This window comes from Enterococcus sp. 3H8_DIV0648, from assembly GCF_002140655.1.
GTDB classification, from domain to species: domain Bacteria; phylum Bacillota; class Bacilli; order Lactobacillales; family Enterococcaceae; genus Enterococcus_A; species Enterococcus_A hulanensis.
This window is the reverse complement of sequence record NZ_NGLG01000001.1, coordinates 1,549,591-1,563,198: the sequence shown is the minus strand read 5'-3', so window position 1 is coordinate 1,563,198 and position 13,608 is coordinate 1,549,591. Positions and strand designations below refer to the sequence as shown.

16 protein-coding genes are annotated in these 13,608 nt (G+C 39.7%); all 16 read left to right on the top strand.

Annotation, left to right across the window (positions count from 1 at the left end):
* A partial coding sequence (locus A5875_RS07265; RefSeq protein WP_088932986.1) for a glycosyltransferase occupies positions 1–942 on the top strand: 942 nt, incomplete at its 5' end.
* 15 nt (positions 943–957) lie between these two features.
* Positions 958–2,196, top strand: coding sequence for a glycosyltransferase family 4 protein (locus tag A5875_RS07260; protein ID WP_088932985.1), 1,239 nt, complete (start codon positions 958–960; stop codon positions 2,194–2,196).
* Positions 2,197–2,244: 48 nt separating this feature from the next.
* Positions 2,245–3,126: an NAD(P)-dependent oxidoreductase gene (locus A5875_RS07255; protein WP_254911856.1), complete on the top strand. Its 882-nt coding sequence runs from the start codon at positions 2,245–2,247 to the stop codon at positions 3,124–3,126.
* 104 nt (positions 3,127–3,230) lie between these two features.
* Positions 3,231–3,461, top strand: a complete 231-nt coding sequence (locus A5875_RS07250) for a YkuJ family protein (RefSeq protein WP_010740403.1) — start codon at positions 3,231–3,233, stop codon at positions 3,459–3,461.
* 161 nt (positions 3,462–3,622) lie between these two features.
* On the top strand, positions 3,623–4,786 hold the full coding sequence (locus A5875_RS07245; RefSeq protein ID WP_088932983.1) for an SAM-dependent methyltransferase: 1,164 nt from the start codon (positions 3,623–3,625) through the stop codon (positions 4,784–4,786).
* Positions 4,787–4,979: 193 nt separating this feature from the next.
* The gene (gene fabT / locus A5875_RS07240; RefSeq protein ID WP_088932982.1) at positions 4,980–5,420 is read left to right on the top strand and encodes a fatty acid biosynthesis transcriptional regulator FabT; all 441 of its coding nucleotides are present in this window, start codon (positions 4,980–4,982) and stop codon (positions 5,418–5,420) included.
* Positions 5,417–6,379 (top strand): beta-ketoacyl-ACP synthase III, encoded by a 963-nt coding sequence (locus A5875_RS07235; protein ID WP_088932981.1) that lies wholly within the window; start codon positions 5,417–5,419, stop codon positions 6,377–6,379. The genes fabT and A5875_RS07235 overlap by 4 nt, the downstream gene beginning before the upstream one ends.
* A gap of 51 nt (positions 6,380–6,430) precedes the next feature.
* A complete protein-coding gene (locus tag A5875_RS07230; RefSeq protein ID WP_010746005.1) occupies positions 6,431–6,658 on the top strand; it encodes an acyl carrier protein in 228 nt (75 codons plus the stop codon).
* A 64-nt stretch (positions 6,659–6,722) separates the two neighbouring features.
* Complete coding sequence (fabD, locus tag A5875_RS07225; protein WP_088932980.1) at positions 6,723–7,667, top strand: ACP S-malonyltransferase; 945 nt, start codon at positions 6,723–6,725, stop codon at positions 7,665–7,667.
* A complete protein-coding gene (fabG, locus tag A5875_RS07220) occupies positions 7,651–8,382 on the top strand; it encodes a 3-oxoacyl-[acyl-carrier-protein] reductase (RefSeq protein ID WP_088932979.1) in 732 nt (243 codons plus the stop codon). Before fabD ends, fabG begins: the two co-directional genes overlap by 17 nt.
* A 17-nt stretch (positions 8,383–8,399) precedes the next feature.
* A complete protein-coding gene (gene fabF, locus A5875_RS07215) occupies positions 8,400–9,626 on the top strand; it encodes a beta-ketoacyl-ACP synthase II (RefSeq protein ID WP_088932978.1) in 1,227 nt (408 codons plus the stop codon).
* Between the two features lie 2 nt (positions 9,627–9,628).
* The gene (gene accB / locus A5875_RS07210) at positions 9,629–10,099 is read left to right on the top strand and encodes an acetyl-CoA carboxylase biotin carboxyl carrier protein (RefSeq protein ID WP_088932977.1); all 471 of its coding nucleotides are present in this window, start codon (positions 9,629–9,631) and stop codon (positions 10,097–10,099) included.
* Positions 10,100–10,112: 13 nt separating this feature from the next.
* On the top strand, positions 10,113–10,535 hold the full coding sequence (gene fabZ, locus A5875_RS07205) for a 3-hydroxyacyl-ACP dehydratase FabZ (protein ID WP_088932976.1): 423 nt from the start codon (positions 10,113–10,115) through the stop codon (positions 10,533–10,535).
* Positions 10,536–10,541: 6 nt separating this feature from the next.
* The gene (locus A5875_RS07200; RefSeq protein ID WP_088934650.1) at positions 10,542–11,906 is read left to right on the top strand and encodes an acetyl-CoA carboxylase biotin carboxylase subunit; all 1,365 of its coding nucleotides are present in this window, start codon (positions 10,542–10,544) and stop codon (positions 11,904–11,906) included.
* A gap of 11 nt (positions 11,907–11,917) precedes the next feature.
* A complete protein-coding gene (gene accD, locus A5875_RS07195) occupies positions 11,918–12,787 on the top strand; it encodes an acetyl-CoA carboxylase, carboxyltransferase subunit beta (RefSeq protein ID WP_088932975.1) in 870 nt (289 codons plus the stop codon).
* Positions 12,784–13,569 (top strand): acetyl-CoA carboxylase carboxyl transferase subunit alpha, encoded by a 786-nt coding sequence (locus A5875_RS07190; protein ID WP_088932974.1) that lies wholly within the window; start codon positions 12,784–12,786, stop codon positions 13,567–13,569. Before accD ends, A5875_RS07190 begins: the two co-directional genes overlap by 4 nt.
* Positions 13,570–13,608: the final 39 nt, after the last annotated feature.

The following is a 13,608-nucleotide window of genomic DNA, read 5'->3' as shown; positions in this document are numbered from 1 at the left end:
GAATACACACTTGACCCAAAGGCTACAGATTATGATATATTACATATTAATACTTATGGGCCGAAGAGTCTTCAACTAGTCAGAAAAGCGAAAAGACTTGGAAAGAAAATTGTTTTTCATGCGCATTCGACGGAAGAAGATTTTCGTAATTCATTTGTTGGTTCGAATCAGCTGGCGCCTTTATTTAAAAAATGGTTGGTCGCTTTATATCGACAGGCGGATCATTTGATTACACCGACCCCTTATTCAAAAAAATTGCTGAGAAGCTATGGATTGGAACAACCAATCGCTGCGATCTCAAATGGAATCGATTTAAAAAGATATTATCCGGATGAGCGTAAAGAAGCGGCTTTCCGAAAACATTTCAATTTGACCGAAGATCAGAAAGTCGTCATTTGCGTTGGATTGTTTTTTGAACGTAAAGGAATCCTTGATTTTGTAAAAATTGCAGAAGAGATGCCTGAATATACCTTTATTTGGTTTGGGGATGTGCCGATGCTCTCAATTCCGGCGAATATTCGACGGATTGTAAAAAAGGATCATCCTGAAAATGTTCTTTTTCCGGGATACATTAACGGGGATTTAATTGAAGGAGCCTATTCTGGAGCAGATCTATTCTTTTTCCCATCCTATGAAGAAACAGAGGGGATCGTTGTATTAGAAGCTTTAGCAAGCCAACAACAGGTACTGTTAAGAAATATCCCTGTGTACGAAGGCTGGTTAAGTGATGGTGAAAACTGTTATATGGGAACCAATAATCAAGAGTTTGAAGAATTGATTCATCAATTAGTGAATCATCGGTTACCTAATCTATCCATGGCAGGTTTTAGAACTGCCCAAGAAAAGAGCATCACGCAAATTGGTGCTGAATTAAAATCTGTTTATCAAGCAGTTTTAGAACTGCCTTATGATCATCAGGTTTATGCAAAGGTCACGAAATAGTTTGGAGGAGTAGTCGTGCGCATCGGTTTTTTTACAGATACTTATTTCCCTCAGGTCAGTGGGGTAGCAACATCGATCAGAACATTGAAAAATGAACTCGAGAAGCAAGGTCATGAAGTCTATATTTTTACGACGACTGATCCAGATGCTGAGGAGTTTGAAAAAGATATCGTACGAATGCCCAGCGTTCCTTTTGTATCCTTCAAGGATCGTCGTATCGTAGTGCGGGGGATTTGGTTTGCTTATCAAGTGGCAAAGGAATTGGAATTGGAGATCATTCATACGCATACAGAGTTTGGCGCCGGATTTTTAGGTAAGATGGTAGCGAACCGTTTGCGCATTCCGGTTGTTCATACATACCATACGATGTATGAGGATTATCTTCACTATATTGCTAATGGTAAAGTTGTCAGACCTACTCATGTAAAACATTTCATTAAAATGTTTGTAAATCACTCTACAGGAGTAGTGTGTCCAAGTAAACGGGTAGTTGATACGTTGAAACGTTATGAAGTAGACATTCCGATGCGAATTATTCCAACTGGGATTGATGTAACACGTTTTGTTCGTCCGGATATTACAAAGGAAGATACTGATCGATTGAGAGATGAGCTAGGTATACAGAAAGAGGATTTGATGATTCTATCATTGAGTCGAATTTCATATGAGAAGAATATCCATGTCATCGTACAGCAATTTCCAGAAATTCTTATGAGTTATCCCAATGCGCGATTAGTAATTGTAGGAAAAGGTCCTTATCGTGAGAATCTGGAAGAAATGACAAATGAATTAGGTATTAAGGACTACGTTCAGTTTACGGGAGAAGTTTCTCATGAAGAAGTTGCATATTATTATCACGCGGCGGATTATTTTGTTAGCGCCTCGACCTCAGAAACGCAAGGCCTGACTTATGCCGAGGCGATTGCTTCTGGTACGCAATGTGTCGTTGAAGGAAATGATTATTTAACCCAATTACTAAGTGACGAGTCTTTAGGGATAACCTTTGAGCATGATGAAGATTTTAGTGACAGTTTCATCCGTTATGCTCAACAACAAATTCCAATCGACCCCGAAGTGCAGGATAATAAATTAATTGAAATTTCGGCGGAGCGCTTTGGCAATGAAATTCTAAAATTCTATCAAGAAATGATTGTTTATTATGCTGAAAATCACACGGAAGTGAAATCTCCTGTTCGAACAGTTCAAAAAATGCGGGTAAGAATTAATTCGCTTAGAAATAGCGAGGATAAATAAAGCTGAAATCCATCTCTTCATGTATACTGGAGATGGATTATTTTTATTTTGGAGGTTAATAGCATGAAAATAGGATTTATCGGAACTGGTGTGATGGGCAGATCCATCGTCAAACATTTTTTAAATGCAGGTCATGAAGTTGCAGTTTATAATCGCACGAAAAGCAAGACAGACGAACTAGTAGCAAATGGAGCTGCTTGGCAAGCAACGCCAGCAGAAGTGGCAAATGTCAGTGAAATTATTTTTTCAATGGTTGGATATCCAAGTGATGTCGAAGAAATTTATTATGGAACGAACAGCATTTTTTCAGCGGATATCGCAGGAAAGATTTTAGTCGATTTGACGACTTCTACACCAACGTTAGCAGAAAAAATTTATCAAACTGCTAAAGAAAAAGGTGCGGAATCGCTGGATGCCCCAGTTTCTGGCGGTGATTTAGGAGCTCAAAATGGAACGTTAACCATTATGGTAGGCGGCGATCAGTCGACCTTTGATCAAGTTGTATCGTTATTTGAGATCATGGGGAAAAGCTACTCCCTTCAAGGTGGACCTGGAGCTGGCCAGCATACTAAAATGGCCAATCAAATCATGATTGCGGGAACAATGACCGGGATGACTGAGATGCTGGTCTATGCGAAAGCGGCCGAATTAGATGTGCCAAAAGTTTTAGAGACACTAGGTGGCGGAGCAGCACAAAATTGGTCAATGACAAATTATGCACCTCGTATTTTAAAATCAGATTACTCTCCTGGCTTTTTCGTTAAGCACTTTATTAAGGATCTGAAAATCGCTTTAGATGAGGCAGAAAAAATGCAGCTTGACCTGCCTGCAACAAAGTTGGCGACGGAGCTTTATGAACGGTTAGCCGACCAAGGGTTTGAAAATGATGGCACTCAAGCTTTGATTAAATTATGGTGGTCAGAATCTTAAGTTAGATTTAGTAAAAAAATCATAAATTAATTGATGAAAATCAATGCAAGATACGGTCGGATTTGATACAATAAGACAGAATTGAGAAGAAGGGGGGCACCTAGATGAAACATTCACAATTAGTTGCCATTATTAAACGCTTAGAAGCAATGACTGAATCGACTGATAATGAAGTACAATTGCGTCGTTTTGAAAAAGAAGGCGTAGAGAAGTGTACTGTAACTTATGATAATACGACAGAAACATTTGAACTGACTGAAAGCGACAGCAAACAATCTTATCAATTTGACAACATCGACATTGTTGCGATGGAAATTTATGATTTGATTCAATAAAACGGGGAAACCCGTTTTTTTTTGTATTCTTTTTTGTCAGGGTTTTCATAAAATTTTTGATTATAATTTTATGAGGAATTCCTATTTTTTTAGCTAACTCAGGGCAAATCTTTTGAACTTATTAAGCTTTAGTCAGAAGATATCATGAGGGAGGCAATAATATGGTAGACAAAGAAGTATACAATCAATTATTTAAACCATCTTTTTCTCAAAGAACACAAGTAACTTTCTGGGATGGATCCACGAAGGAGTATGGAAATTCTGAAGGAGAAGTTATCTTCAAAATTATTTTCAATGAGAAGATTCCGGTGAAAGAACTTATCAATAATGCTTCATTGGCTCTTGGAGAAGCGTACATGGAAAAGAAAATCGAGATCGAGGGCAATTTACAGGCTTTGATCTACGATGTATATAACCAAGCAAACGGTTTTTTTCATAATACGAATTTCAAAAAATGGATGCCGAAGGAGAAACATACAAAAAAACAATCGGCTCATGATATTCACAGTCATTATGATTTAGGAAATGATTTTTATGAAATGTGGTTGGACCGTACATTAACATATTCGTGCGCTTATTTTGAGACTCCAGAAGACACTTTAGAACAAGCGCAAATCAATAAAGTACATCACATCCTTGATAAATTATTTATTCAACCAGATGAAACATTATTAGATATCGGTTGTGGTTGGGGAACATTAATTTTAACTGCGGCAAAAGAATATAAGGTTAAAGCCAAAGGAATTACATTAAGTGAAGAACAATACCAACACATCCAAGAAATTATCAAGAAGGAAAATTTAGAGGATGTAGTTTCTGTCGAATTGATGGATTATCGTGATCTAAAAGGAACATTCGATCACATTACAAGTGTCGGTATGTTTGAACACGTCGGTGCTGAAAATCTAAAAGAGTATTTTAGTGTTGTTGAAAAACATTTAGCGCTTAATGGAACTGCTTTGATTCACGGTATCAGTCGTCAACAAGGCGGTGCAAAAAATGCTTGGATCAATCAATACATTTTCCCAGGCGGCTACATTCCAGGTGTGACAGAATTAGTCGGTCATATAACGGAGAATAATTTGCAGTTAATTGATCTTGAGAGCTTACGTCGTGATTATCAACTAACTCTTGAACATTGGACGAAGAATTTCCATCAAGTAGCAGATAAGGTTATCAATCATAAGGATGAAGCATTTTATCGAATGTGGGATCTATACTTGCAGGCATGTGCAGCTTCATTTCAAGCCAGCAACATCGATGTCATTCAATATTTACTGGTTCATCCAAATAATAATGCCATTCCGATGCATCGGAATGTTTAAGAAGCGGGATTTCCGCTTCTTTTTTTGTTAATTCCTTTGACGATCAAAGTATTTTTTTATCTAAAAAATAAATAGGATTCAATAACAATCATTAATTTTTGGTTAATTGAAAAAATGTGGTTGCATTCAGAAAAAAAATAAGATATAGTTTGAACATCAAATGATTTGATAATCAAACTAATTAGGTGAGGACATGGAAAGAAACTGGGAAGAATTAAATGCCTATTTAGTTTCAATTTTCAACGACGTTTTGTCGATTGAAGAAAACGAACTAAAAAAATCACAATTCAGCGATTTGACGATTACAGAAATGCACACCATTGATGCAATCGGGATGTATAAAAAGAAGACAACGACAGAAGTTGCTAGGGAACTACTGGTAACCGTCGGAACTTTGACGACATCAATCAATCGTTTAGTGAAAAAAGGCTATGTAGAACGTATCCGCAGCGAAGATGATCGCCGAGTAGTCAAGCTAGGATTGACGAAAAAAGGACGCTTAGTCTTTCGAATCCATCAGCATTTCCATCATGAAATGGTCAAAAGTGCCATTAGGGATTTGAATGCAGAGGAACAAGAGGTTTTCTTGAAAGCACTAGTGAATCTATATAGTTACTTAGAGGAGATCAAATGAGTATGAGCTTCGGAAAAATAATTGCAACAGCACGTTATTTGCCTGAAAAGATTGTGACAAATGATGACCTGGCTGAATGGCTGGATACTTCAGATGAATGGATTCAGTCGCGGACAGGAATCAAGCAACGCCATGTTGCAGAAGCAGAGAATACTTCGGACATGTGTTTGCAAGTTGCAAAGAAATTGGTTGATAAAGCAACCATTGATCCTATGAGTTTGGATTTTATTATTGTCGCTACGATGTCGCCGGATTATACATCGCCATCTGTAGCTTGTCAGGTCCAAGGTCAGCTGGGGGCAAAACAGGCGATGGCTTTTGATGTAGCTGCCGCTTGTGCTGGATTTGTTTATGCACTAGCAACAGCTGAAAATTTTATGCGCGGTGGAATGAAGCGCGGTATTATTATCGGCGGTGAAAAAACCTCAAAACTGTTAGATTGGCATGATCGTTCGTCAGCTGTACTTTTCGGAGATGGAGCTGCGGGAGTTTTACTAGAGTCGAATGAAGAAGCTTCTATTATAAAGCAAATGCTGCGAGCAGATGGTGAACGGGCAAATGCATTGACTTCCGGATTTCGCAAGAACAGTAATATTTTCCACGAAGGTGCAGAAACTAGTACGGCTTTGTCAATGGACGGTCGTGGAATCTGGAACTTTGCCTTAAATGATGTAACTAAAAGTTTGAAAGAATTTATTGGTGATGAGCCAGTTGATTATTACTTGCTGCATCAAGCCAATAAACGAATCATTGAAAAAATTGCTCGTAAAATGAACGAGCCGATTGAAAAATTTCCTATGAATCTGATGAATTATGGGAATACTTCAGCAGCGAGCATTCCGATTTTATTGGATGAACTTGTTGAAGCAAATGTTTTATCATTAAATAGTAATCAAAAAGTGGTATTGACAGGCTATGGAGGTGGATTGGCGTGGGGCAACCTGCTCATTCAGCTGTAAGCTTGTTAAAAATATAAAATTAAAATTTAAAATTATCGGAGGAAACAACTTATGACATTCGAAAAAATCCAAGACATTATCGTAGAAGAACTAGGAGTAGAAAAAGAAGAAGTGAAATTGGAAACAAATATCCAAGAAGATCTTGAAGCAGACAGCTTGGACCTATTCCAAATTATCAACGAAATCGAAGACGAGTTTGATGTGAAGATCGAAACTGAAGATGGTATCACAACTGTTAAAGATTTAGTTGAATATGTTGAAAAACAACAAAACGCTTAATTAATAAAATTCCGGGACAAGGCTAGGCGTAAGGCCTGGCCTTTCCTGCTATTAGGAGACGATCATGAAAACAGCATTCTTGTTCAGCGGGCAGGGCGCTCAATATGTCGGAATGGGCAAAGAGTTGTACCAGCAAGAAAAAATCGTAAAAGAAACATTTGAAGAGGCTAGCGATTTACTTGGTTTTTCAATGGAAGACTTATGCTTCGATGAAAATTCCCAATTAAATGAGACAAAATACACTCAGCCAGCAATTTTAACTGTAAGCACCGCTTTTTTACGTGTGTTAACAGCTAAGGGATTTCAGGCTGATGCAGTCGCCGGTTTGAGCTTAGGCGAGTATACGGCATTAGTTGCTTCCGAGGCTTTAAAGTTCAGCGATGCAGTACAACTGGTCCATAAACGCGGACAGTTCATGAGTGAGGCTGCACCAACCGGCAGCGGAAAAATGGTAGCTGTAATGAATACAGCAGCCGAGGTGATTGAAGATTGCTGCAAGCAAGCTTCTGCCATAGGAATTGTTTCACCAGCAAACTATAATACTCCGCAGCAGATCGTGATTGGCGGCGAAGTAGCTGCAGTTGAGAAAGCGGAAGAATTATTGCAAGCTGCTGGAACAAAACGTATGATTCCGTTGAATGTGAGCGGACCATTTCATACAGCATTATTAGAGCCTGCCAGTAAACGATTGAACGAGGTATTGAACATAATCAATTTTGAGGAGATGCAGATTCCGCTAATTTCAAACACCACTGCAAAACCTATGCCTCAAAACGAGATCGTTTCATTACTAACAAAACAAGTGATGTCGCCTGTACGATTTAGCGATAGTATCGTAACCTTAAAAGAAATGGGCGTTGAACAATTGATCGAGATTGGTCCTGGAAAAACATTGACCGGATTTATTAAGAAGATTGATCGTTCGCTCTCAACGAGTCGTGTAGAAGATGCGAAGACATTAGCAGAAACAATCAGCTTTTTAGGAGGTTCGAATGGAATTAACGAATAAAACAGTGTTTATTACCGGCAGCAGTCGTGGAATCGGCTGGGGCATTGCAAAAGCTTTTGCTCAAGCTGGGTCAAATATCATATTGAATGGACGTAAAGCTATTCCTGCAGATAAAATTACTGAGATCGAAGCCTTTGGGGTGAAATGCACCGCAATTTGCGGTGATATCAGTTCATTTGAAGAAGCTGGAAAAATGATCAAGGAATGTGAAGATACTCTGGGGTCTGTCGATATTTTGATTAACAATGCTGGTATTACAAAAGATCAACTGCTTTTACGGATGAAGCCGGAAGATTTTGATGCCGTTATGGATATCAATTTGAAGGGGACCTTTAATATGACTCAGCAAGTTTTGAAGAAAATGATGAAAAAACGTGCTGGAGTTATTATCAATCTTTCCAGCGTAGTTGGTTTGATTGGAAATGTTGGACAGAGCAATTATGCTGCGAGCAAAGCGGGTGTCATTGGCTTCACAAAAGCAGTAGCAAGGGAAGTTGCACCGCGTGGTATTACTTGCAACGCAATTGCTCCCGGTTTTATCAAAACAGATATGACAGATGAACTAAATGATAAAGTCAAAGAACAAATGGAAGGTCAAATTCCGCTAAAATGTTTTGGTAGTGTGGATGATGTAGCAAATACTGCTTTATTCTTAGCACAAAACAGTTACATCACGGGTCAAGTATTGAACGTTGATGGCGGAATGGTCATGTAAAGAAAGGACGGAATAAAATGAATCGTGTCGTAATTACAGGCTTTGGTGTTGCCTCACCGATTGGAAATGATGAAGAAACATTTTTAAAGAATTTAAAAGAAGGAAATCATGGGTTTGGACCGATTACCCGCTTTGATGCCAGTGAAACAGGTATCACGGTAGCGGCCGAAGTAAAAGACTTCCCTTTGGAAAAATATTTTGTCAAAAAAGACACTAAACGAATGGAAACTTACTCATTATATGCGATTTATTCTGCGCTTGAAGCATTAGAAATGAGCGGTATTGATACTGAAACAGAAAATATGGAGCGTTTCGGTGTAATGATCGGTTCAGGTGTCGGCGGTCTAGGTACAATCCAAGATCAAGTATTGAAGATGGATGCAAAAGGACCTGCTCGTGTTTCTCCTATGTTTGTTCCTCTAGCAATCGTTAACATGGCGGCAGGAAATACTGCTTTGCGTATCGGAGCAAAAGGTATTTGTACAAGTACGGTAACCGCATGTGCCAGTGGAACTCATTCAATTGGCGAAGCTTTTCGCAATATTAAACATGGTTATTCTGATGTCATCATTGCTGGTGGCGCCGAATCTTGTATCAACAAGATCGGAATCTCAGGTTTTGCTTCATTAACAGCATTGAGCACTTCAGAAGATCCAGCTCGTGCATCAATTCCTTTTGATAAAGATCGTAACGGCTTTGTCATGGGAGAAGGTGCTGGCGTCTTAGTTCTAGAATCTTTAGAGCATGCACAAAAACGCGGCGCAAACATCCTTGGTGAAATTGTAGGATACGGTGCTACTTGCGATGCTTATCATATGACGGCACCATCACCAGATGGCGAAGGAGCAGCAAGAGCTATTACGGAAGCAATCAAAGAAGCAGGTATCACTCCGGCTGATGTTAATTACGTGAATGCTCACGGAACGAGTACACAAGCAAACGATAAAGCTGAGAGTAAAGCAATTGAAGCGGCTTTAACAGAAGCAGCCTATGTCAGCAGTACGAAATCACTGACGGGTCATCTATTAGGCGGTGCCGGCGGTGTTGAAGCGGTAGCATCATTGATGGCTTTACAGCATCAATTTATTCCACCAACCGCAAATATTCAAGAAGTAGATCCAGAAATCAAAGCAAATGTTGTTGTGAACGAGGCAAAAGAAACACCGGTTAATTACGCCGTAAGTAATTCTCTAGGTTTTGGCGGTCACAACGCTGTGATCTGTTTGAAACGCTGGGAGGATTAAGAATGGAAATCAACGAAGTCAAAGAACTGCTGAATCAATTCAATGATTCAAATTTAACCGAATTTGATTTACGAGAAGGCAGTTTTGAATTATACATGAATAAAAATCAGACGAATCGTCAAACTGTAGCGCCAGTTCAAACTGAACAGTCTGTGGAATCAACGCCAGCAGCACCGGCTGTCCAAGCAGCTCCGACTTCGAACTCAGAAACTCCTTCAGTTGTTGAAACCAAAGCTGAAGGACAAGTGATTACTTCGCCAATAGTCGGGATCGTCTATTTGCAGCCATCGCCTGAACAAGACGCGTATAAATCGGTCGGTGATACAGTAAAACAAGGCGAGACTGTTTGTATTATTGAAGCTATGAAGTTGTTAAATGAAATCACTAGTGATTTTGATGGTACCATCACTGATATTTTGGTAGAAAACGAAGATGTTGTCGAATATGGACAACCGTTATTCCGTATAAGCTAGGAGGAAAAAATAAATGTTAACGATTGAAGAAATCAAAGAAATTATCCCGCATCGCTACCCAATGTTACTGATCGATCGTGTGGAGGAACTAGAAGCAGGAAAAAGTATCCAAGCGAAGAAAAATGTTTCTGTTAACGAACCATTTTTCCAAGGTCATTTCCCGCATGAACCAGTTATGCCCGGTGTATTGATCGTTGAAGCAATGGCTCAAGCTGGAGCTGTCGCTTTATTATCAATGGATGATTTTAAAGGTAAAACGGCTTATTTCGGCGGAATCGACAAAGCGAAATTCCGTAAAAAAGTTGTTCCAGGAGATACATTGATTTTAGAAGTAGAATTAACAAAAGTTCGTTCTTCAGCTGGCTGCGGAAAAGGCATCGCATATGTCGATGGAAAAAAAGTGGCCGAAGCAGAACTGACTTTTATGATTGGATAGATGTCTATGTTTTCAAAAATTTTAATCGCCAATCGTGGCGAAATCGCTGTACGAATCATCCGTGCCTGTCGTGAACTAGGAATTCAGACAGTCGCGGTTTATTCTGAGGCGGATAAAGAAGCTCTGCACACAGAGATGGCTGACGAGGCAATTTGTATCGGGCCAGCTCGTTCAAGCGAGTCCTATTTAAATATGCAAGAAATCTTAAGTGCGGCGATTGTAACGAATGCTGAAGCGATCCATCCCGGATTTGGTTTCTTATCAGAAAATAGTTTATTTGCAACGATGTGCGGGGAATGCAATATCAAGTTCATCGGACCAAGTGAAAAAACCATTGATGCAATGGGAAATAAGATTCATGCACGTCAACTAATGAAAAAAGCAGGTGTTCCTGTTATTCCTGGTAGTGACGGCGCAATTGAGACACTAGCAGAAGCGGAAGCACTGGCTGATAAAATCGGTTATCCTGTTATGCTAAAAGCTGCGGCAGGCGGTGGAGGAAAAGGAATTCGTAAAGTTCCAACGAAAAGCGAACTTGAGAAGAACTTTTTATCTGCTAAATCAGAAGCGAAAGCGGCTTTCGGTGATGATGCGATGTATATGGAGAAAATTATTTATCCAGCACGTCACATCGAAGTACAAATTCTAGGTGATCAGCAAGGTGATGTGATCCACCTCGGCGAACGCGACTGCTCATTACAACGAAACAATCAAAAAGTTTTGGAAGAAGCTCCTTCAGTCGTAATTGGCGAAGAAAACCGTAAAATGCTGGGGGATATCGCGGTAAAAGCTGGAAAAGCTGTTAATTATGAAAGTGCTGGAACAATCGAATTTCTTCGCGATGAAGAGGGCCATTTCTACTTTATGGAAATGAATACTCGGATTCAAGTAGAACATCCAATCACTGAGATGGTTACTGGGATCGATATTGTGAAAAAGCAAATTAAAATTGCGGCAGGTGAACCCTTGGGTTTGAAACAATCAGATGTAAAATTCCAAGGCCATTCTATTGAATGCCGAATCAATGCCGAAAACCCAGCATTTAACTTTGCACCTTCTCCTGGTAAAATCAAGACTTTGCTTTTACCTAGCGGCGGTTTAGGCTTGCGAGTGGATAGTGCGATGTACAGCGGAGTGACGATTCCGCCATATTATGACTCAATGATTGCCAAGATCATTGTTCATGGCGAAGATCGTTTTGATGCCTTGATGAAGATGCAGCGGGCCTTGGGTGAGTTTGTTTCTGACGGAGTCATCACAAATGTTGAATTCCAAATGGATCTTATTAGTCATCCAAGTGTTCTGTTTGGCGACTATGATACAAGTTTTTTACAAAAAACATTTTTACCTGAGTGGCAACAAAGCGAGTAGGAGGAATTTAGGTGGGACTTTTTAATAAGAAAAAAAACTACATTCGGATCAATCCTAATCGCGACAGCGCACCAGCGACGAAACCAACCGTCCCCGACGATATGTGGGCGAAATGTCCAAATTGCAAACGGACGCTGTATAAAAAAGAAATTGGTGCTGAAAAAGTTTGTCCTCATTGTGGTTATAGTTTCCGTATCAGTGCTTGGGAACGATTAGCTCTGACAATTGATGAAAAAAGTTTTGCAGATTGGGATAACCAATTAGAACAAAAAAATCCGATTGATTTTCCTGAATACTTAGCCAAAATCGAAACAACTAAAGAAAAAACTGGGTTGGATGAAGCTGTGCTAACAGGAAAAGCAACGATCAATAATCAAACGGTTGCTATTGGCGTGATGGATGCTAATTTCATCATGGGAAGCATGGGTACCGTTGTTGGAGAAAAAATTACTCGATTATTCGAGAAAGCTTTGACCGAAAAATTACCTGTCGTACTTTTTACTGCTTCGGGTGGTGCTCGGATGCAAGAGGGAATTTTTTCATTGATGCAAATGGCAAAAATTTCGGCCGCAGTCAAACGACATAGTAATGCCGGTTTGCTATATATTACTGTCTTAACGGACCCAACCACAGGTGGAGTAACTGCCAGCTTTGCGATGGAGGGCGATATTATTTTGGCTGAACCGCAGACATTAGTTGGTTTTGCTGGTCGGCGTGTGATTGAGCAGACGATTCGTCAACAACTGCCAGATGATTTTCAGAAGGCCGAGTTTCTTTTACAACATGGCTTTATTGATCAGATTGTTCCAAGAATGAAGCTGAGAGATCGTTTGTCGCAATTATTAGCATTTCATCAACAGAAGGGCTGGTGTGAAGAATGAGCCTAACTGCTGGAGAAATTGTTAAGTTAGCAAGACATCAGGATCGTTTAACGAGTCTTGATTATTTCGAAAAAATCTTCACGGATTTTCAGGAATTTCATGGAGACCGTTTGTTTGGTGACGACCCTGCAATTGTTGGCGGGGTAGCCAACCTTGCTGGTAAACCAGTAACGGTAATCGGTATTCAAAAAGGTAACGATCTGAAAGAAAACATGGAGCGTAATTTTGGGCAGCCAAATCCTGAGGGATATCGTAAAGCACTGCGCTTAATGAAACAGGCTGAGAAATTTAATCGGCCAGTAATATGCTTTGTTAATACACCTGGAGCATTCTGTGGTGTTGAGGCAGAGGAACGTGGTGAAGGCGAAGCAATTGCTCGAAATCTTTTAGAAATGTCTGATTTAAAAGTTCCAATCATTTCAATCGTGACTGGTGAAGGCGGAAGCGGTGGAGCACTAGCTTTAGCATTAGCTGATGAAGTTTGGATGATGGAATATAGTATTTACGCAATTCTTTCACCAGAAGGATTTGCATCGATCCTTTGGAAAGATGGCAAACGTGCAGATGAGGCGGCAGAGCTGATGAAAATCACTGCGGCTGAATTATTAGAATTAGACGTTATTGATCGGGTGATTCCTGAAACGCTGAAGGGGAAAAAACTCAGTGAAGATAAGATCATTCGCATGATGCAGAAATCATTAATTGAAAAAATCACTGAACTCTCAAAATATTCCACAGAAGATTTGATTGAAAAAAGATACCAACGATTTAGAAAATTTTAAGCAAGTTAAAAAGGGACAGCCGCGGCTGTTTCTTTTTTT